Annotated in this window: 16 protein-coding genes; 8 read left to right on the top strand and 8 right to left on the bottom strand. The window is 68.6% G+C overall.

Annotation, left to right across the window (positions count from 1 at the left end; all coding sequences use genetic code 11):
• Position 1: 1 nt before the first annotated feature.
• The gene (locus tag ACEN9J_RS16255) at positions 2-808 is read right to left on the bottom strand and encodes an ABC transporter permease (protein WP_413761526.1); all 807 of its coding nucleotides are present in this window, start codon (positions 806-808) and stop codon (positions 2-4) included.
• Positions 805-2223: a mannose-1-phosphate guanylyltransferase/mannose-6-phosphate isomerase gene (locus ACEN9J_RS16250; RefSeq protein ID WP_413761525.1), complete on the bottom strand. Its 1419-nt coding sequence runs from the start codon at positions 2221-2223 to the stop codon at positions 805-807. Before ACEN9J_RS16250 ends, ACEN9J_RS16255 begins: the two co-directional genes overlap by 4 nt.
• A 171-nt stretch (positions 2224-2394) precedes the next feature.
• Here ACEN9J_RS16250 and ACEN9J_RS16245 point away from each other — a divergent pair, with 171 nt between their 5' ends.
• The 4 genes from ACEN9J_RS16245 to ACEN9J_RS16230 are packed head-to-tail and all read left to right on the top strand — an operon-like array spanning position 2395 to position 8323.
• Positions 2395-4338, top strand: a complete 1944-nt coding sequence (locus tag ACEN9J_RS16245; RefSeq protein ID WP_413761524.1) for a glycosyltransferase family 2 protein — start codon at positions 2395-2397, stop codon at positions 4336-4338.
• The gene (locus tag ACEN9J_RS16240; protein WP_413761523.1) at positions 4335-6236 is read left to right on the top strand and encodes a glycosyltransferase family 2 protein; all 1902 of its coding nucleotides are present in this window, start codon (positions 4335-4337) and stop codon (positions 6234-6236) included. Before ACEN9J_RS16245 ends, ACEN9J_RS16240 begins: the two co-directional genes overlap by 4 nt.
• Positions 6233-7261 carry a glycosyltransferase family 2 protein gene (locus ACEN9J_RS16235; RefSeq protein ID WP_413761522.1) on the top strand — a complete coding sequence of 343 codons (1029 nt, stop codon included), beginning with the start codon at positions 6233-6235 and terminating at the stop codon, positions 7259-7261. Before ACEN9J_RS16240 ends, ACEN9J_RS16235 begins: the two co-directional genes overlap by 4 nt.
• 18 nt (positions 7262-7279) lie before the next feature.
• Entirely contained in the window at positions 7280-8323 is a 1044-nt protein-coding gene (locus tag ACEN9J_RS16230; protein WP_412179369.1) for a glycosyltransferase family 2 protein, read from the top strand.
• 13 nt (positions 8324-8336) lie between these two features.
• Here the strand turns inward: ACEN9J_RS16230 and ACEN9J_RS16225 are convergent, their stop codons facing one another.
• The gene (locus ACEN9J_RS16225) at positions 8337-9095 is read right to left on the bottom strand and encodes a glycosyltransferase family 2 protein (protein ID WP_413761521.1); all 759 of its coding nucleotides are present in this window, start codon (positions 9093-9095) and stop codon (positions 8337-8339) included.
• Positions 9096-9138: 43 nt separating this feature from the next.
• Here ACEN9J_RS16225 and ACEN9J_RS16220 point away from each other — a divergent pair, with 43 nt between their 5' ends.
• The 4 genes from ACEN9J_RS16220 (at position 9139) to ACEN9J_RS16205 (ending at position 13593) form a co-directional block, all read left to right on the top strand.
• Positions 9139-10236: a glycosyltransferase family 4 protein gene (locus tag ACEN9J_RS16220; protein ID WP_057590930.1), complete on the top strand. Its 1098-nt coding sequence runs from the start codon at positions 9139-9141 to the stop codon at positions 10234-10236.
• Positions 10237-10294: 58 nt separating this feature from the next.
• On the top strand, positions 10295-11188 hold the full coding sequence (gene argB / locus ACEN9J_RS16215) for an acetylglutamate kinase (RefSeq protein WP_057590931.1): 894 nt from the start codon (positions 10295-10297) through the stop codon (positions 11186-11188).
• A 112-nt stretch (positions 11189-11300) separates the two neighbouring features.
• Positions 11301-11948, top strand: coding sequence for a nucleoid occlusion factor SlmA (slmA, locus tag ACEN9J_RS16210; protein WP_093353943.1), 648 nt, complete (start codon positions 11301-11303; stop codon positions 11946-11948).
• A gap of 121 nt (positions 11949-12069) precedes the next feature.
• The gene (locus ACEN9J_RS16205; protein ID WP_413761520.1) at positions 12070-13593 is read left to right on the top strand and encodes a catalase; all 1524 of its coding nucleotides are present in this window, start codon (positions 12070-12072) and stop codon (positions 13591-13593) included.
• 5 nt (positions 13594-13598) lie between these two features.
• Here the strand turns inward: ACEN9J_RS16205 and ACEN9J_RS16200 are convergent, their stop codons facing one another.
• Genes ACEN9J_RS16200 through ACEN9J_RS16180 form a run of 5 tightly spaced genes read right to left on the bottom strand, consistent with a single transcriptional unit; the run spans position 13599 to position 19121 of the window.
• Positions 13599-14660 carry a malate/lactate/ureidoglycolate dehydrogenase gene (locus ACEN9J_RS16200; RefSeq protein ID WP_413761519.1) on the bottom strand — a complete coding sequence of 354 codons (1062 nt, stop codon included), beginning with the start codon at positions 14658-14660 and terminating at the stop codon, positions 13599-13601.
• A gap of 3 nt (positions 14661-14663) precedes the next feature.
• Complete coding sequence (locus tag ACEN9J_RS16195) at positions 14664-15596, bottom strand: SMP-30/gluconolactonase/LRE family protein (protein ID WP_057590936.1); 933 nt, start codon at positions 15594-15596, stop codon at positions 14664-14666.
• Positions 15597-15609: 13 nt separating this feature from the next.
• Positions 15610-17136: a UxaA family hydrolase gene (locus tag ACEN9J_RS16190; RefSeq protein WP_413764573.1), complete on the bottom strand. Its 1527-nt coding sequence runs from the start codon at positions 17134-17136 to the stop codon at positions 15610-15612.
• Between the two features lie 2 nt (positions 17137-17138).
• On the bottom strand, positions 17139-18536 hold the full coding sequence (locus ACEN9J_RS16185) for a TRAP transporter large permease (protein WP_261214998.1): 1398 nt from the start codon (positions 18534-18536) through the stop codon (positions 17139-17141).
• Positions 18537-18563: 27 nt separating this feature from the next.
• The gene (locus ACEN9J_RS16180; protein WP_261215000.1) at positions 18564-19121 is read right to left on the bottom strand and encodes a TRAP transporter small permease; all 558 of its coding nucleotides are present in this window, start codon (positions 19119-19121) and stop codon (positions 18564-18566) included.
• Between the last annotated feature and the right edge of the window lie 61 nt (positions 19122-19182).

The following is a 19182-nucleotide window of genomic DNA, read 5'->3' as shown; positions in this document are numbered from 1 at the left end:
ATCAGAGCCAATAGACGACGCGGCGTCGGTACTTCATGAATAACAGGCTCGCGCCCAGGATGCTGGCAATCGTCCAGCCGATGATGCCCAGCCAGTCGTGCAGGCTGGCCGTTCCACCCATCAATGGCGTGCGAAGCAGATCGAGCATCTGCGCCAGCGGATTCCACAGCACATAGCGCGCGCGGCCCGGCAGGTTCTCGGGCAACCAGAACACCGGTGTCAGGAACATCAGCATCTGCATCAGGCTGGTGACGATCTGGGTGATGTCGCGAAAGCGCGTACAGATCAATCCCAGCACCAGTCCGATGGCGTGCGCGTTCACGAGCAGCAGCAGGAAGGCGGGAAAGAAAAGCAGTGCCTGCCACGACAGCGAGATGCCCGCCCACAGCGCCACCGGCACGTACAGCACGATCTGGTGGGCGAACTGGATGATGTTGCGCCCCAGGCTGCGCCACACGAACAGTGTGATCGGGAAGTAGCCCTGTTTGAGGTAGTGCGAGGAATTGACGAAAGTATGGCAGGCGTCGGTGACGATGCTGGAGAACAGCCCCCAGAAGATCACGCCGAGCGCGAGGTGGGGGAAGAAGCGCGACAGCTCGGTGCCGAACAGCGCGCTGTACAGCGGGCCCATGCCCGCGATCATCACGCCCATGCTCAGCGTGAGCCAGATCGGTCCTAGCAGCGAGCGGCGATAGCGCAGGACGATGTCGAACCAGGCCAGGGTCCACCAGATGTCGACGCGGCGGGAGCCTTCCCACCAGTCGGTCCACGCGTTGCGATGAAGATTCGAATGTGCTGTTGCGCTCATGCTCGCCCATAGGTGTCCGCGAGGCGGACGATGTCGTCTTCTCCCAGGTAGCTCCCGCACTGCACTTCGATCAGCACCAGTTCTTCGTGGCCGGTGTTCGTCAGGCGATGTTTTTCCTGAAGTGGAATGTAGCGGTATTGGCCGCGCACGGTCTCGTGCTCGACCTCCCCGATCTGCACGATGCCTTTGCCCTGGACCACGACCCAGTGCTCGGCGCGCTGGTGGTGGTATTGCAGCGAAAGCGACTGGCCCGGCTTGACCGTGATGCGCTTGACCTTGTAGCCGTCTTCTTCCTTGAGCGACGCATAGGTGCCCCAGGGACGATGGACGGTGGCCGGCAGTTGAACGGTCTCGTGCGTGCGCGATTTCAGCAGGTCCACGACCTTCTTGACCTGCTGCGCGCTGTTCTTGTGCGCCACCAGCAGCGCGTCAGGCGTGTCGACGATCACGAGATCGTGGACGCCGAGCGTGGCCACCACCTTGGCGCCATGGCTCTCGACCTGGACGTGCGTGCCGGTGGTGTCCACGGCCACGACGTCATCCGGCAGCGTGTTGCCGTTGGCATCCGCCGGATGCGCGCTCGCCACGGCAGGCCAGGAGCCCACGTCGTTCCAGGAGAACTTGGCCGGCACCACTTGGACGTTGTCCGCGCGCTCCATGACGGCATAGTCGATGCTGATGTCGGGTTGCAGGCCGAAGCTGTGGAGGTCGAAATCCACGGCCTGCCCGTTACGCTTGGCGTTGGCCATCGCGTGACGGGCGGCGCGCAGCACGTCGGGGGCCTGCTTCTCAAGTGCCCCAAGGATGCCTGCGGCGGTGAAGCAGAACATGCCGCTGTTCCAGTAGTAGCGACCGGTCGCCAAGTATTCCTGGGCCGTGGCGAGATCAGGCTTCTCGACGAAGCGCTTGACCGGCTGACTCTGGCGCGAGACGCGTTCGACCTCGACATAGCCGAAGCCGGTTTCGGGTGCGGTGGGCGCGATGCCGAACAGTACCAGGGCGCCTTCGCTGGCGAGACGGAAGGCCTCGCTGGCGCTCGCGACGAAAGCCTCGACGTCGGGGACGAGGTGGTCGGCCGACAGCACCAGCATCACCGTGTCGCTGCCGAACTGCTGTTCGCATTGCAGTGCAGCCAGCGCGATCGCCGGCGCGGTGTTGCGTCCCTTCGGCTCGAGCAGATAGGTGGTGTCCGGCGGATCGCTCATGCCGCCGAGCACGTCCTTCGTCAGGAAGAAGTGGTCCTTGTTGGTCACGATCATCAGGTCGCCCGTGCCGCACGCCTGACCCCGCTCGATCGCCTGCTGCAGCAGCGTCGTGCCCCCGAGCTTCATGAAAGGCTTCGGGAAGGCTTGCCGCGAGACGGGCCATAGTCTGGAACCGGCGCCTCCCGATAGCACCACTGAAAGCACCTGCATCTTTTGAACCTTGTTTCTTTATGGAGGAGCGATAATTTTACCGACCCCTGCCGGGGCGAGCCGTGAGCAGGCGTTCGTTGCGACGCCCCGCGCTGAAAGTGCGCACCACCGGCCTTTTCTTCGCGCGGCCATGGCCTCGGCGCGAGTTTTCGGAATGATCGACCGTATTTTATGAGGCCCACGCTGCCCGCCGCATCCACAGGGAGACGCCGACCCGCACGCCCCGCCGAGCTGACCAAGGCCCAATTGCAGGCCCGGGTGCATGCGCTCGAGCAGCAGGTGGCCGCCATGGAGCGCTCGACCAGCTGGCGGCTCACGGCCCCGGTGCGCTGGGCCAGCCGGGTGGTGCAGCGCCTGCGCGGCGGGCCGCCACTGCCGGCGGGCATCGCGGGCGGCAACTACGCGGAATGGATCGCGCGGTCGGCGGCGCTGCAGGCGGGGCCGCTGGCGGCACTCGCGGCCGAGACGCGGGGCTGGTCCGAACGCCCGCTGATCTCGGTGCTGATGCCCACCTACAACCCCCAGCCGGCCTGGCTGCGCGAAGCCATTGCCTCGGTGCGCGCGCAGACCTACGACCGCTGGGAGCTCTGCATCGCCGACGATGCCTCGACCGATCCGCAGGTGGCGGCCCTCCTCGAGGCCGCGGCCGCCGAGGACAGCCGCATCCGCTGGGTCCGCCGGCCGGTCAACGGCCACATCTCCGAAGCCTCGAACAGCGCGCTGGCGCTGGCCGGTGGCGACTGGGTGGCGCTGATGGACCACGACGACCTGCTCGCGCCCGATGCGCTGCTGCGCGTCGCGCACGAGCTGCGCGCCCATCCCCAGGCGCGCATGGTCTATTCGGACGAGGACAAGATCGACGCCGCCGGCCGACGCTACAACCCCTATTTCAAGCCCGACTGGAACCTCGAGCTGTTCCGCTCGCAGAACATGTTCTCGCACCTCGGGGTCTACCAGCGCGCGCTGTTGCTCGAGGTCGGCGGCTTCCGCAAGGGCTTCGAGGGTGCGCAGGACTACGACCTCGCGCTGCGCTGCATCGAGCGCATCGACCCGTTGCGGCAGGTGCGGCACATCCCGCACGTGCTCTACCACTGGCGCGCGCATGCCGAGAGCACGGCCCAGTCGGCCGGCGCCAAGCCCTATGCCGAGATCGCGGGCGAACGGGCCCTCGACGAGCATTTCGAGCGCATCGGCCTGGCCGCGCGCACCGAGAGCACGCCGCATGGCTACCGCACCCGGCTGGCGTCACCCGCGCGCTGGCCGAAGGTGTCGCTGGTGATCCCCACGCGCGATGCGCTGGGCCTGGTGCGCCAGTGCATCGAGAGCATCGTGGCGCTCTCGACCTACCCCGACTACGAGATCCTGCTGGTCGACAACGGCTCCACCGATCCCGAGGCGCTGCGCTACTTCGCCGAGCTGCGCGAGCAGCCGGGCTTCCAGGTGCTGCGCGACGACGGGCCGTTCGACTACGCGGCGCTCAACAACGCCGCGGTGGCACGGGCCCGGGGCGAACTGGTGGCGCTGATCAACAACGACATCGAGGTCATCACCCCCGACTGGCTCGAGGAGATGGTGGCGCTCGCGCTGCAGCCCGACGTCGGCGCGGTGGGCGCGAAGCTGCTCTACCCCGACGGCACGGTGCAGCACGCGGGCGTGGTGCTGGGCATCGGCGGCATCGCCGGCCATGCCCACAAGCACCTGCCGCGCGCGGAGGGCGGTTACTTCAACCGCGCGCAGCTGATCCAGTCCTTCGAGGCCGTGACCGCGGCCTGCCTGGTGGTGCGCAAGGCCGTCTACCAGCAGGTGGGCGGGCTTGATGCCGACCACCTCAAGATCTCGTACAACGACATCGACTTCTGCCTGCGCCTGCGCGAGGCCGGCTACCGCAACGTCTGGACGCCGCATGCGGAGCTCTACCACCATGAATCGGCCACCCGGCCGCGCGACCTGGATCCGGCCCAGCGCGAGCGCGCGGCGCGAGAAGAGAACCACATGAAGACCCGCTGGGCCGCCGTGCTCGACCGAGATCCCGCCTACAACCCGAACCTGAGCCTGGCCTCGGAAGACTTCGCGCTGGCCTGGCCGCCGAGGCCCGTGCCGGAGGTGCGGCCATGAACCGCCTCCTGCGTGCCTTGAGCTTCATCCCGAACGCTCTCTACAAGGGCGGCGGCCTCGGCGGCACCGCGCGCCGCGCCGTGAAGATCCTGCGCCAATCGGGCCTGCGCGGCGTGGTGCGCTCGGTCGGTGTGCTGCTGCGCAACGACGGCCCGCCGCTGATGGCCGATGCCTCTCGGCCCGACCGCTTCCAGTACCGCGAATGGGTCAAGCGCCACGACGCGCCACTCGCGCCGGCGCAGCGCCAGGCGCTCGAGGCGCAGGCCGCCGGCTGGCCGCGCCGGCCCGGCTTCGTGCTGGCGATGGCGCTCGATGGCGCCGATGCGCAGCAGGCGGAGCGCGCCGTGGCTTCGGTGCGCGACCAGGTCTTCGCGCACTGGCGGCTGGTGCTCGCGGCCGGCCCGGGCACGGCGCAGGAGGTCAAGGCGCTGGCCGGCCGGCTGGCCGCGGCCGAGCCGCGCATCGAGTTCGCCGAAGCGACGCTCGCGCAGGCCTTCAACGCCGCCGACCCCGGTGCCGACGGCTGGCTCGCCGCCTGCGACGCGCGCGATGCGCTGGCCGCCGATGCGCTGTGGCGCGTGGCCGAGGCCGCCGTGGCCCATCCCGAGGCCGCGCTGATCTACACCGACGAGGATCGGATCGCGGCCGACGGCCAGCGCTCGGCGCCGTACTTCAAGCCCGACTGGAACCTCGACCTGCTGCGCTCGCAGGACTTCGTCTCGCGGCTGGCCTTCTTCGCGGCGCCGCTGCTGCGCGAGGTGGGGCGGCTCGACGAGCGCTTCGGCGATGCGGCGCGCTACGACCTGGTGCTGCGCGCGGCCGAACGCCTCGATGCGGCGCGCATCGTCCATGTGCCGAAGGCGCTGTACCACCGCCATGTGGCTTCCGAAGAGGCGGTGCATGCGATGGACCCGGCCGAGTACGCGCCCGAGGGCGGCGAGCGCGCGCTGCAGGCGCACCTGGCGCGCGGCGGCATCGAGGCCACGGCCGAGCGCGCGGGCGCCGGCTTCCGCGTGCGCCATGCGCTGCCGGCCGAGCTGCCGCTGGTGTCGCTGTTCATTCCCACGCGCAACGGCCTGAAGCTGGTGCGCCAGTGCATCGAGAGCATCCTCGAGAAGACCCTCTACCCGCGCTACGAGATCATCCTGATCGACAACGGCTCGGACGACCCCGAGGCGCTGCGCTACTTCGAGGAGATCTCGGCGCGCGCGGCCGTGCGCGTGCTGCGCGACGACAGCCCCTTCAACTACTCGGCGCTCAACAACCAGGCCGCGGCGGTCGCCAGGGGCGAGGTCTTCGGCCTGATCAACAACGACATCGAGGTGATCTCGCCCGACTGGCTCGGCGAGATGGTCTCGATCGCGCTGCAGCCCGGCGTGGGCGCCGTGGGCGCGCGGCTGTGGTATCCCGAGAACACGCTGCAGCATGCGGGCGTGGTGCTGGGCTACCGCGGCGGCGTGGCCGACCATGCGCACCGCCGGCTCGGCCAGGGCGACGCCGGCTACTTCGGGCGCGCGGCGCTGCTGCAGGGCTTCTCGGCCGTGACGGCCGCCTGCCTGATCGTGCGGCGCGCGCTCTACGAACAGGTGGGCGGGCTCGACGAGAAGAACCTCAAGGTCGCCTACAACGACGTCGACTTCTGCCTGCGGCTGCGCGAAGCCGGCTATCGCAACGTCTGGACGCCCCATGCCGAGCTCTACCACCACGAGTCGGCCACGCGGCCCTCGGACCTGTCGGAGGCGCAGATCCAGCGTTTCCTCGGCGAGGAGGGCTACATGAAGCAGCGCTGGGGCGAGTTGCTGTTCAACGACCCGGCCTACAACCCGAACCTGAGCCTCGCGATCGAGGACTTCAGCTATGCCTGGCCGCCGCGCGCGCCGAAGGGGCTGGCGCCATGAGCGAGGTGGCGGCTTCTTCCGCCGGGGCACTGACCGTTTCGGTCGCCCTGTGCACCTACAACGGCGAGCGCTTCGTGCGCGAGCAGGTCCGCAGCATCTGCCTGCAGACCCGGCCGCCGATGGAGATCGTGCTGTCCGACGACGCCTCGCGCGACGCCTGCGTCGAGGTGGCGCGCGCCGCCGTCGAGGAATGCCTGCGCGAGCGTCCTGGCCTCGCGATCGCGCTGCGCGTCATCGTCAATCCCGTCGGCCTGCGCGTGGTCAAGAACTTCGAGCAGGCGGTGCGCGCCTGCGGCGGCACGCTGATCGCGCTGTCGGACCAGGACGATGCCTGGGTGCCCGAGCGGCTCGAGCGGCTGGTGGCCGAGTTCGAGCGCCGGCCCGAGCTGCGGCTGCTGCACTCGGACGCGCGCCTCGTCGACGCCCAGGGCGCGCCCCTGGGCGGCACGCTGTTCCATGCGATCGAGGTCACGGCCGGCGAGCTCGAGCGCATGCATGCGGGCCAGGCCTTCGACGTGCTCCTGCGCCGCAACATCGTCACCGGCGCGACCACGGTGTTCCATCGCGAGCTGCTCGACGCGGTGCTGCCGTTCCCGGTCGAATGGGTGCACGACGAGTGGATCGCCACGGTGGCCTCGGCCTTCGCGCGCATCGACACCGTCGAGGCGCAACTGATCGACTACCGCCAACATGGCGGCAACCAGATCGGCGCGCGGCGCGACACCTTCATGGAGAAGGTGCGCAAGGCCCTGGCCTCGCGCGGCACCACCCACGTCGAGCGCGCGCGCAAGGCCGAGCTGCTGCTCGAGCGCCTCGAGCAGGTGGCGCGCGCGGGCCGCCCGGTGACCGCCGACACCCTCGACAAGCTGCGCGGCAAGATCGTGCACCAGCGCTTCCGCACGCAGCTGCCGGCCTCGCGCTGGGCGCGCGTGCTGCCGATCCTGCGCGAGGCCCGAACGGGTCGCTACGACCGGTTCGGCCGCGGTTTTCGCGGCGTGGTGCGCGATCTGTTCGAATCCGTCTGATCCATTCCCGAGCCCTCCGTGAGCCACATCCCCCAGACCCCCGCCTCCGCGCCGCCCACCGTGGTGGTCGTGATCCCGTTCTACAACGGCTCGGCCTTCATCGAGCGCTCGGTGGCGAGCGTGTTCGCGCAGTCGATGCCGGCCAGCGAGGTCATCGTGGTCAACGACGGCTCGCGTCCCGAGGAGCGTGCCAGCCTCGACGCGCTGGCCGCGCGCTTCCCGTTCCGCATCCTCGACAAGGAGAACGGCGGCCAGGGCTCGGCGCGCAACGCCGGTGTGGCGGCCTCGACGGCCGAGTACATCTGCTTCCTCGACCAGGACGACTTCTACCTGTCGAACCACATCGAGATCCTGGTCAAGGGCATCCCGGCCGACGACCCGCGCCTGGGCTTCGTCTACGCCGACCTGGCCGAGGCCGATGGCGAGGGCAACATCATCCGCGCGGCGATGGTCAAGGACCACACGCTGCATCACCCGAAGACCAACATCTTCGAGATGCTGCGCCACGACATCTTCGTGCTGCCCTCGGCCGCGATCGTGACGCGCAAGGCCTTCGACGCGGTGGGCGGCTTCGACACCCAGTTCATGGGCTTCGAGGACGACGACCTGTTCCTGCGCATCTTCCGCAAGGGCTTCACGAACCACTTCATCGACAAGGTGGTCACGGTCTGGTGCATCCACACCGGCAGCACCTCGTTCGACATGCGCATGATCCGCAGCCGCTTCAAGTACTTCAAGAAGCTGGTCGGCATGTTCCCCGACGAACCCCGGCGCAACCGCTACGTGCTGCGCGACTGCCTGATGCCGCGCTTCGGCCGCTTCTTCATGGACCACGTGATCGAGGCGGTGAAGGCCAACGACCCGAACCGCGCCGAGATGAGCGCGGTGCTCGCCGAATACGCGGCGATCGTCTATGCGAGCCCGGCGGTCAGCGGCCGCAAGAAGCTCGAGCTGCGCGCCACCGTCTTCATGGCCGAGCACAGCCCGCCGGGGCTGATCCGCGCCATCGGCAAGCTGACGCGGCTGCCCGGGGTGCGCTCGCTGCGCCGATTGCTGGGCTGAGGGGCGGGGCCGATCAGGCCGCCTGGCGGCGCAGTCGGCGATAGCGCCAGAACGCGCCCGAAGCCCAGATCTTCAGCAGGCTGGTGACATGCCAGTAGAGGTACTTGCCGCTGCGGTGGCTCGCGCGCTGGGCGTCGTGTTGCGCGCGCAGCTGCTCGCCGACCTGCAGCCGCCAGCCAGCCAGCTGCACCCGCGCGCAGATGTCGAAGTCCTCGCCGTACATGAAGAAGCGTTCGTCGAAACCGCGCACGGCGGCATAGGCCTCGGCGCGGAACAGCATGAACAGGCCCGGCACCCAGGCCGGAACCGTGGGGCGTGCATAGCCGGGCTTCTTGCGCGTGAGGATTTCCAGCGGCGTCAGGATGTCGCGGTGCTGCTCGGGCTCGCGCTTGCCGGGCTCCATGATGCGCGGCGTGAGCAGCCCCGCGTCGGGCGCGGCCAGGGCGATCAACGGCGCCAGCACATCGGCATCGAAACGGATATCGGGGTTGAGCACCAGGAACCATGGCGTGGCGCAGCGCTCGAAGGCCTGGTTGTGGTTGGCGCCGAAGCCCTTGGGCTGCGCGTTCTCGATGCGTTCGAGCGCGAAGCCCCAGGCGGCGCCGGCCAGCGGCGCGTCGGACTCGGGGATGTTCAGCGTCAGCACCACCTTGGCCACCTGTTCGCGGCTGAAGCGGTCGATCTGGTCGAGCAGGGGGCGCACGAGTTCGAGCTGCCCGTGGCTCACGATCGAAATCGTGACGGCGGGGGAGGTCGTAGCGGGGATGGCCATGGTCTAATTTCGCCCGGGGATTCTAGGGGCCCCGCTACCACCCATGATTGCCCTGATCGTCATCAGCTTCTTCGTCTCCGCCTTCGCGGTCCAGATCTTCATGCGCCGCGCGCGCCGCCATGCGCGGCTGTACGGCGCCGACATGCCGCAGCGCTTCCACAAGGGCCATGTGCCGCGGCTGGGGGGCGCGGGCATCATCCTCGGCATGGGCGTGGCCTGGCTCGCGGCCGGCATCACCGGCACCGATCCGTTCAACGTCTCGTGGCCCGTGTCGGCCTCGATGCTGATGCTGGTCTGCATCCTGCCGGCCGTGCTCGGCGGCATCGTCGAGGACGTCACGCAGCGCGTGCAGGTGCGCTGGCGGCTGATGCTCACCCTGGGCGCGGCGCTGCTGGTGTGCTGGGTGCATGGCCTGAGCCTCGCGCGCACCGGCATCCCGCTGGTCGACGGCTGGCTCGCGGCCGTGCCCTATGCCTCGGTGCTGTTCGCCGCGCTCGCCATCGGCGGCCTGCCGCATGCCTTCAACATCATCGACGGCTACAACGGCCTCGCGGGCACGGTGGCGGTGCTGGTCTGCCTCGCGATCTCGCACGTGGCGCTGCAGCTCGGCGACCGCCAGCTCGCGGCCATGATGGTCTGCCTGGTCGGCGCGACCTTCGGCTTCCTGATCTGGAACTACCCGCGCGGCAAGATCTTCGCGGGCGACGGCGGCGCCTACGTCTGGGGCATGGTGATCGCCGTGGCCTGCGTGACGCTGGTGCAGCGCCACCGCGTGGTCTCGCCCTGGTTCCCGATGCTGCTCTTGATCTACCCGGTATGGGAGACCCTGTTCTCCATCTACCGCAAGCTCGCGCGCGGCCAGTCGCCGGGCACGGCCGATGCGCTGCACTTCCACCAGCTGATCTTCCGCCGCATCGTGCGCGTGGCCTTCGCCGACGACGAGGCGCGCCAGCTGCTCGCGCGCAACAACCGCACCTCGCCCTACCTGTGGATCTTCGCCGCGATGTCGGTGGTGCCCGCGGTGCTGTTCTGGAACAACACCCTGGTGCTGATGTTCTTCTGTCTTCTGTTCGTCACGACCTACGTCGGCGCCTACCTCATGATCGTGCGCTTCAAGGTGCCGCGCTGGCTGCGGCCCTGACCGTTCGTCTTTGCGAGAATCCCGTCCCATCGTCCACCGTCCCGGAGCCTGACCGCCCATGACCGACCCCGTCCTCAACATTCCCCCGCGCGACAAGGCCGAGATCCTGGCCCAGGCGCTGCCGTACATCCGCAAGTTCCACGGCAAGACCATCGTCATCAAGTACGGCGGCAACGCCATGACCGACCCGGCGCTGCAGGCCGACTTCGCGGAAGACGTGGTGCTGCTCAAGCTGGTCGGCATGAACCCGGTGGTGGTGCACGGCGGCGGCCCGCAGATCGAGGCCGCGCTCAACCGCCTGGGCAAGAAGGGCAGCTTCATCCAGGGCATGCGCGTGACCGACGCCGAGACCATGGAAGTCGTCGAATGGGTGCTGGCCGGCGAGGTGCAGCAGGACATCGTGGGCCTGATCAACCAGGCCGGCGGCAAGGCCGTGGGCCTGACCGGTCGCGACGGCGGCCTGATCCGCGCGCAGAAGCTCAAGCTGGCCGACCGCGCCGATCCCAACGTGCAGCACGACGTGGGCCAGGTCGGCGACATCGTCTCGATCGACCCGAGCGTGGTCAAGGCGCTGCAGGACGATGCCTTCATCCCCGTCGTGAGCCCGATCGGCTTCGGCGAGGAGAACGAGAGCTACAACATCAACGCCGACGTGGTGGCCGGCAAGCTGGCCACTGTGCTCAAGGCCGAGAAGCTGATGCTCTTGACCAACACGCCCGGCGTGCTCGACAAGGACGGCAAGCTGCTCACCAACCTGAGCGCGCGCGAGATCGACGACCTGTTCGCCGACGGCACGATCTCGGGCGGCATGCTGCCGAAGATCGAGGGCGCGCTCGATGCGGCCAAGAGCGGCGTCAATGCCGTGCACATCATCGACGGCCGTGTGCCGCACGCGATGCTGCTCGAGATCCTGACCGACCAGGCCTACGGCACGATGATCCGCGCGCGCTGAAGCCGCGCGAAGGCCGGCCCCGGGACGGGCTGGCAGCCAGCGGGCGCGCGGGGAGGCGCGCGCTCACTGCTGTGCGAGAATCAATTGTTTACATCTTCCGCACGCGCCTCCCATGCAAAACGAAGAGACAGTCGTCCCCGGTGCAGAGACCCAGGCCGAAACCGCGCCGGCCGCCCCGGCGCGCAAGCGTCCCAAGCCCGGCGAGCGGCGCGTGCAGATCCTGCAGGCCCTGGCCGCGATGCTCGAGCAGCCCGGCGCCGAGCGCGTGACCACCGCTGCGCTGGCCGCCCGCCTCGAGGTCAGCGAGGCCGCGCTCTACCGCCACTTCGCGAGCAAGGCGCAGATGTTCGAGGGCCTGATCGACTTCATCGAGCAGAGCGTGTTCACCCTGGTCAACCAGATCCTCGAGCGCGAGGCCACGGGCAAGGAACAGGCGGCCCGCATCATCGCGATGCTGGTGCAGTTCGCCGAACGCAACCCCGGCATGACGCGCGTCATGGTCGGCGACGCGCTGGTCTACGAGAACGAGCGGCTGCAGCAACGCATGAACCAGTTCTTCGACAAGATCGAAGCCAGCATCCGCCAGGCGCTGCGCGAGGACCGCGCCGCCGAGGGCTCGGCCACGCCGAGCGTCGACGCGCAGGTGCGCGCCTCGGCGCTGACCTCGCTGGCGGTCGGCCGCCTGCAGCGCTTCGCGCGCTCGGGCTTCCGCCGCGAACCCTCCGAACATCTCGACGCACTGCTCGCGCTGGTGCTCTGAACCGCTGAGAACAGGGCCGCACAGCGGCCGCGGCTTATCGCCGGCATAGGCAATCGCAATCGAAACTGGTCATTCAATTGTTGAAAATAAATGGGCTCCCACAACCGATAGGAAAAGCCCAATGACCGAATCCCGCAAGCTCACCACCGAGAACGGCGCGCCCGTCGAGAACAACCAGCAGTCGCAGACCGCGGGCGTGAACGGCCCCGTGCTGATGCAGGACCATCACCTGATCGAGAAGCTCGCGCGCTTCGACCGCGAGCGCATCCCCGAGCGCGTGGTGCATGCGCGCGGCTCGGGTGCCTTCGGTACCTTCGAGGTGACGGCCGACGTCACGAAGTGGACCAAGGCGAAATTCCTCGGCCAGGTCGGCAAGAAGACCGAGGTGCTGGCGCGCTTCTCGACCGTGGCGCTCGAGCTCGGCTCGGCCGACACGGTGCGCGATCCGCGCGGCTTCGCGCTCAAGTTCTACACCGAGGAAGGCAACTACGACCTGGTGGGCAACAACACGCCGATCTTCTTCATCCGCGATCCGCTCAAGTTCCCCGACTTCATCCATTCGCAGAAGCGCGACCCCTACAGCCACGTGCAGGAGCCCGACAACGCCTGGGACTTCTTCTCGCACTCGCCCGAGGCCACGCACCAGTTCACCTGGCTGTTCGGCGACCGCGGCATTCCGAGGAGCTACCGCCACATGGACGGCTTCGGCTCGCACACCTTCCAGTGGGTCAATGCGCAGGGCGAGGCCTTCTGGGTCAAGTACCACTTCAAGACCAACCAGGGCATCGAGACCTTCGTCGCGGAAGAAGCACAGCGCGTGGGCGGCGAAAACCCGAACCACCACCACCTCGACCTGCTGCACTCGATCGAGCGCGGCGAGTTCCCGAGCTGGCGCGTGCAGGTGCAGATCATGCCGGTGGCCGAGGCGCAGAGCTACCGCTTCAATCCCTTCGATCTGACCAAGGTCTGGTCGCACAAGGACTACCCGAAGATCGACATCGGCATCCTCACGCTGAACCGCAACCCCGACAACTACTTCGCCGAGATCGAGCAGGCCGCGTTCAACCCGGCCAACTTCGTGCCTGGCATCGGCCCCTCGCCCGACAAGATGCTGCAGGGCCGCCTGTTCAGCTACGGCGACACGCAGCGCTACCGCCTGGGCATCAACCACACGCAGCTGCCCGTGAACCGGCCGCACGCGACCACGGCGCAGAACTACGGCCGCGATGGCGCGATGCGTGGCGACGGCAACGGCGGCCGCGGCCCGAACTACGAGCCCAACAGCTTCAGCGATGCGCCGAAGCAGAGCAACGAGCCGGTGTGCGCGCCGCTGCAGATCCACGGCTGGACCGGCAGCCACCAGTGGCAGCAGCACCCCGAGGACACCGATTTCGTGCAGGCCGGCGACCTCTACCGCCTGATGGACGAAGCCGCGAAGCAGCGCCTGGTGAACAACATCGCGGGCGGACTGGGCGCGGTCCGGCGGCAGGACATCATCGACCGTTCGCTGAGCTACTTCCGTCAGGCCGATGCCGACTATGGCGCGCGGCTCGAGAAAGCGATCCGGGCCGTGCAGGCCAGGATCAAGGGCGACGACACCAGCGTGCAGGTCGGCAAGCCCGCGCACGACGCCAGCAAGAGCTAGCGATCTCAGGCGGCGACCGCGACCCCCACCTTCGCGCCCGCCGCCACGATCTCCCCCCAGGTCGCATCGTCGACCCAGATCCCGTCGCGCCGGCGCGCCGCGCGCGCCTCGCGCTCGGGCTCGCCCGCGATCCGTACCGCGTCGAAGCCCTGGCCCGGCGGGCTGCGGCGCAGCCATTCGACGAACTCGCGCGCCTCCTGGTCGAAGCTGGCCTGGGTGCCCAGGCGCTCGGGATCGATCAGCACGGTGAGCATGCCGTTGAGCACGCTGCGGCTGGTGTCGGCCGGCCGGTGCCAGGTGCCGCCGCCGGTCAGCGCGCCGCCTAGCAGCTCGCAGGCCAGCGCCATGCCGTAGCCCTTGTGCTCGCCGAAGGTCATGAGCGCGCCGAACAGGCCGTTGCCCTGCGGCACCACCACCACGCCGGGGTCGTCGGTGGGCGCGCCCTTCTCGTCGATGAGGTAGCCCGGGGGCACGCGCTCGCCTTTGTTGTGGGCCACGCGCATCTTGCCCTGCGCCACGCGGCTGGTGGCGTAGTCGAGCACGAAGGGCTCGGCGCCCGCGAACGGGATGCCGATGCAGCAGGGGTTGGTGCCGAAGCGCCCGTCGCCGCCGCCCCAGGGCGCGACCACCGGGCGCGAGAGCACGTTGACGAAGTGCATCGACACCAGCCCGTGCGAGGTCGCCATCTCGGCGAAGTGGCCGATGCGGCCCAGGTGGTGCGCATGCGCGAGCGTGAGGATGCAGCTGCCGTGGCGGCGCGCGCGCTCGATGCCGAGCTCCATCGCCTGCACGCCCACCACCTGCCCGTAGCCGTGCTGGCCATCGAGCGAGAGCATCGTGCCGATGTCGAGGTTGATGCGCACCGCCGCGTTGGGATGCAGGCCGCCTTCGGCCACGGCGTCGATGTAGCGCGGCAGCATGCCCACGCCGTGCGAGTCGTGGCCGCTGAGGTTGGCCATCACGAGGTTGGCCGCGACCTGTTCGGCCTCGGCCTGCTGGCTGCCCGCGGCGCGCAGGATGCTCGCGACGGTGGATTGCAGGCTGTCGGCCTGCAGTGTTCTCGGCATGGTTCAGATTCCTTTGGCGTTCACGGTGATGGCGTAGAGCGAGGTGGTGGCGCAGACGAACAGGCGGTTGCGCTTGGGCCCGCCGAAGCAGACATTGGCCACGCGCTCGGGTACGCGCAGCTTGCCCAGCAGCGTGCCGTCGGGGTGGTAGACATGCACGCCGTCGGCGGCGCTGGTCCAGATCCGGCCCTCGGTGTCGAGCCGGAAGCCGTCGAACAGGCCCGCGCTGCATTCGGCGAACACCTCGCCGCCGCGCAGGCTCTTGTTGTCGGGGTTGACGAAGAAACGGCGGATGTGCCGCGGCCCGTTGGGGTCATGGCTCGCACCGGTGTCGGCGATGTAGAGCAGGGATTCGTCGGGCGAGAAGGCCAGCCCGTTGGGCTTCACGAAATCGTCGGCCACGCGCTCGACCGCGCCGCTGGCCGGGTCGATGCGATAGACATGGCAGGCCCCGATCTCGCTGTCGGCGCGCAGGCCCTCGTAGTCCGACAGGATGCCGTAGCTCGGGTCGGTGAACCACACGCCGCCGTCCGAATGCACCACCACGTCGTTCGGCGAGTTGAGCCGCCGGCCCTGCCAGTGCGAGGCCAGCACGGTGATCGAGCCGTCGTGCTCGGTGCGCACCACGCGACGCGCCAGGTGCTCGCAGCTCACGAGGCGGCCCTGGCGGTCGACGGTGTTGCCGTTGGTGTTGTTCGCGGGTTCGCGCAGCACCGCGGCCTGGCCGTTGCGCTCGTCCCAGCGCAGCATGCGGTCGTTCGGAATGTCGGACCACACCAGCGTGCGCAGCGCGCCGAACCAGGCCGGGCCCTCGCACCAACGCCCGCCGGTCCACAGCCGCTCGAGCCGCTCGGGCTTGGGCACCAGGCCCGTGAAGCGCGGGTCCAGCGTCTCGAAGCCGGTGCCTTCCAGCGCACCGAAGGGAAGCGTCGTCATCGGCCGTGCGCTCCTACATCACAGCGCCGACCTGCCAGGGCACGAACTCGTTCTGCCCGTAGCCGTGCTGCTCGCTCTTCGAGGGCGCGCCCGAGGCCGTGGCCAGCACCAGCTCGAAGATGCGCTGGCCCATCTCCTGGATCGAGGCCGTGCCGTCGACGATCTCGCCGCAGTTGATGTCCATGTCCTCCTCCTGCCGCTTCCACAGCGCCGAGTTGGTCGCGAGCTTGAGCGAAGGCGAGGGCGCGCAGCCGTAGGCCGAGCCGCGGCCGGTGGTGAAGCAGATCAGGTTGGCGCCGCCGGCCACCTGGCCCGTGGCGCTGACCGGGTCGTAGCCCGGCGTGTCCATGTAGACGAAGCCGTGCGCCGTCACCGGCTCGGCGTATTCGTAGACCGCCTCGAGGTTGCTGGTGCCGCCCTTGGCCACCGCGCCCAGCGACTTCTCGAGGATGGTGGTGAGGCCGCCCGCCTTGTTGCCCGGCGAGGGGTTGTTGTTCATCTCGCCCTCGTTGATGGCCGTGTAGTGCTCCCACCACTTGATGCGGTCCACCAGCTTCTGGCCCACCTCGCGCCGCACCGCGCGCCGCGTCAGCAGGTGCTCGGCGCCGTAGACCTCGGGCGTCTCGCTCAAGATCGCGGTGCCGCCATGCGCCACCAGCAGGTCGACCGCCACGCCCAGCGCGGGGTTGGCGCTGATGCCCGAGTAGCCGTCGGAGCCGCCGCACTGCAGCCCGATCGTGATGTGGGCCGCGCTGCAGGGTTCGCGCGTCACGGCATTGGCGCGCGGCAGCATCTCCTCGATCAGCGCCACGCCCTTGTCGACGGTCTTGCGCGTGCCGCCCGTGTCCTGGATATTGAAGACGCGCAGGTTCTCGCCCTCGGCGAGGTTGCCGGTCGCGAGCCAGGCGTTGATCTGGTTGGCCTCGCAGCCCAGGCCCACCACCAGCACGGCCGCGAAGTTGGCGTGCGTGGCATAGCCGGTCAGCGTGCGCTCGAGGATCTGCATGCCCGTGCCCTGCGTGTCCATGCCACAGCCGGTGCCGTGCGTCAGCGCGATCACGCCGTCGACGTTGGGATAGGCCGCGAGCGCCGCCGGGTTGGTCTTGCGCGAGAAGTGGTCGGCGATCGCGCGCGCGGCCGTGGCCGAGCAGTTCACGCTGGTCAGCACGCCGATGTAGTTGCGCGTGGCCACGCGGCCGTCGGCGCGCCGGATGCCCATGAAGGTCGCCTCGCGCTTCGCGGGCGCGGGCTTCACGTCGGCGCCGAAGGCGTAGTCGCGCGCGAAGTCGCCCTTGTCAGGGCCCATGTCGAGGTTGTGCACGTGCACGTGCTCGCCGGGCGCTATCGCCTTGCTCGCGAAGCCGATGATCTGGTTGTAGCGGCGCACCGGTTCGCCGGCCGCGATGGCGCGCATCGCGACCTTGTGGCCCGGCGGTATCAGGCCGTGGACCTTGACCTCCTCGACGACGGTGCCGCCGAGCAGTTGCGAGCGCGCGATGACGACGTCGTCGGCGGGATGGAGTCTTATGTAGGGATTCATCGTCAGTAGAACATCTTCGGCAGCCACAGCACGAGCTTGGGCATGTAGGTGATCAGGCCCAGGCTCAGCAGCAGCGGCACCAGCCAGGGCAGGATGGCCATGGTCGTGCGCTCGAAGCTCAGGCCGGCCACGCGTGCCAGCACGAACAGCACCATGCCCATCGGCGGGTGCAGCAGGCCGATCATCAGGTTGAGCACCATCACGAGCCCGAAGTGGATCGGGTCGATGCCCAGCTGGGTGGCGATGGGCAGCAGGATCGGGACGAGGATGGTGATCGCGGCGGTCGGCTCCAGGAAGCATCCCACGAACAGCATCAGCAGGTTGGCGAGCAGCAGGAAGACCCAGGCCTCCTTGGTGAATCCCAGCACCCAGCTGGCGATGTCGGTGGTGACGCCGGTGGCCGTCAGCATCCAGCCGAAGATCGAGGCGGCCGCCACGATGAACAGCACCGTGCTCGTGGTCTCGATGGTGTCGAGGCAGACCTTGACGAACATCTTCCACGACAGCGTGCGGTACCAGGCGAAGCCCAGGATCATCGCCCACACGCAGGCCGCGATCGCGCCCTCGGTGGGCGTGAACAGGCCGGTCGTCATGCCGCCGATCAGCAGCACCGGCGTCATGATCGGCAGCAGCGCCTCGAAGCGGAAGAGCTTGTCGAGCACGAACAGCGAGGCCAGCCCGACGAACACCGAAAGCTGCGCCGGCGCGTCGAACTTCGCCACCACCACCCACAGCAGCAGCGGCCAGCCGATCACCACGGCCAGCTCCACCAGGGCCTTGAACAGCCGCGTGCTCGAGAACTTGATGTCCGCGCCCCACTTGTTCTTGTGCGCGTAGTAGGCCACCGTCAGCATCATCAGGATCGCCAGCAGGATGCCCGGCAGGATGCCCGCGAGGAACAGCGCGCCCACCGAGACGTTGGCCATCATTCCGTAGATCACGAAGGGCAGGCTCGGCGGGATGATCGGCCCGAGCGTGGCCGAGGCGGCGGTCACGCCCACCGCGAACTCGGTGGAGTAGCCGTGCTCCTTCATGGCCTTGATCTCGATGGTGCCCAGGCCGGCCGCGTCGGCGATGGCCGTGCCGCTCATGCCCGCGAAGATCACCGAGCCCAGCACGTTCACGTGGCCCAGGCCGCCCTTGAGCCAGCCCACCAGCGCGAGTGCGAAGTTGTAGATGCGCGTGGTGATGCCGGCGTTGTTCATCAGGTTGCCGGCGAGGATGAAGAAGGGCACCGCCAGCAGCGGAAAGCTGTCGATGCCGCCGACCATCCGGTGGATCACCACGAAGGGCGGCAGCGTGCTGTCGCTCACCAGGATGTAGACCAGCGAGGCGCCGGCCATGGCGATGGCCACCGGGATGCCGCCGGCCATGAAGACGAGGAAGATGATTTTCAGCATGGTGTGGGAACCGGGTCTGCCGTGGCCTCAGCGGTCGGCGAGGGTGGATTCGGGACGCTCGAGCACGCTGTAGCCGCGCCGCCAGTGGATGCGCAGCACCTGCAGCGAGCGCCAGGCCATCGCGGCGAAGCCGGCCAGGCACAGGCCGTAGACGATGTTCATCGGCGCATCGACGATGGTCATGCGCGTCTGGTTGCCGATCTTCATCATCATCTGCACCGTCATCACGATGGCCGCGAGGAAGAAGGCCACGCGCAGCAGGTCGACCAGCCGCGACAGCCACAGCCCGGGCGCGCCGCGCAGGTAGCGGTAGAAGAAGTCGACCTGGATCTGGTTGTTCTTGGCCACGCCGATCGCCGCGCCGATGAACACCACGCCGATCAGCATGTAGCGCGCGACCTCCTCGGTCCAGGCGGCCGAGTCGTTCATCACGTAGCGCGTGACGAACTGGTAGAACACGGTGAGCCCGAGCAGCCAGAACAGCGCGAGGGAGATCCAGCCCTCGGCGATGGTGTCGGAAAGGTCCACGGCCTCGTCCTGCGCATGGAAGTGGCCTTCTTCGTCGATGATTTTCTCGTCGCTCAAAACGATCTCCTCGTGGGTGGTCGGCGCTCGCGGCACGGCCCTCCTTGCGCGCGAAAGGAGG

Origin of the sequence: Variovorax sp. Varisp41, from assembly GCF_047325085.1 — a bacterium.
GTDB lineage: Bacteria > Pseudomonadota > Gammaproteobacteria > Burkholderiales > Burkholderiaceae_C > Variovorax.
The sequence above is the reverse complement of the archived record's forward strand: the minus strand, read 5'-3'. Positions and strand labels throughout refer to the sequence as shown.

What these genes read in the sequence shown, in the direction of transcription:
- ACEN9J_RS16255 (WP_413761526.1), bottom strand. Translation starts at nt 808, where the DNA reads ATGAGCGCAACAGCACATTCGAATCTTCATCGCAACGCGTGGACCGAC.
- ACEN9J_RS16250 (WP_413761525.1), bottom strand. Translation starts at nt 2,223, where the DNA reads ATGCAGGTGCTTTCAGTGGTGCTATCGGGAGGCGCCGGTTCCAGACTA.
- ACEN9J_RS16245 (WP_413761524.1), top strand. Translation starts at nt 2,395, where the DNA reads ATGAGGCCCACGCTGCCCGCCGCATCCACAGGGAGACGCCGACCCGCA.
- ACEN9J_RS16240 (WP_413761523.1), top strand. Translation starts at nt 4,335, where the DNA reads ATGAACCGCCTCCTGCGTGCCTTGAGCTTCATCCCGAACGCTCTCTAC.
- ACEN9J_RS16235 (WP_413761522.1), top strand. Translation starts at nt 6,233, where the DNA reads ATGAGCGAGGTGGCGGCTTCTTCCGCCGGGGCACTGACCGTTTCGGTC.
- ACEN9J_RS16225 (WP_413761521.1), bottom strand. Translation starts at nt 9,095, where the DNA reads ATGGCCATCCCCGCTACGACCTCCCCCGCCGTCACGATTTCGATCGTG.
- ACEN9J_RS16220 (WP_057590930.1), top strand. Translation starts at nt 9,139, where the DNA reads ATGATTGCCCTGATCGTCATCAGCTTCTTCGTCTCCGCCTTCGCGGTC.
- argB (WP_057590931.1), top strand. Translation starts at nt 10,295, where the DNA reads ATGACCGACCCCGTCCTCAACATTCCCCCGCGCGACAAGGCCGAGATC.
- slmA (WP_093353943.1), top strand. Translation starts at nt 11,301, where the DNA reads ATGCAAAACGAAGAGACAGTCGTCCCCGGTGCAGAGACCCAGGCCGAA.
- ACEN9J_RS16205 (WP_413761520.1), top strand. Translation starts at nt 12,070, where the DNA reads ATGACCGAATCCCGCAAGCTCACCACCGAGAACGGCGCGCCCGTCGAG.
- ACEN9J_RS16200 (WP_413761519.1), bottom strand. Translation starts at nt 14,660, where the DNA reads ATGCCGAGAACACTGCAGGCCGACAGCCTGCAATCCACCGTCGCGAGC.
- ACEN9J_RS16195 (WP_057590936.1), bottom strand. Translation starts at nt 15,596, where the DNA reads ATGACGACGCTTCCCTTCGGTGCGCTGGAAGGCACCGGCTTCGAGACG.
- ACEN9J_RS16190 (WP_413764573.1), bottom strand. Translation starts at nt 17,136, where the DNA reads ATGAATCCCTACATAAGACTCCATCCCGCCGACGACGTCGTCATCGCG.
- ACEN9J_RS16185 (WP_261214998.1), bottom strand. Translation starts at nt 18,536, where the DNA reads ATGCTGAAAATCATCTTCCTCGTCTTCATGGCCGGCGGCATCCCGGTG.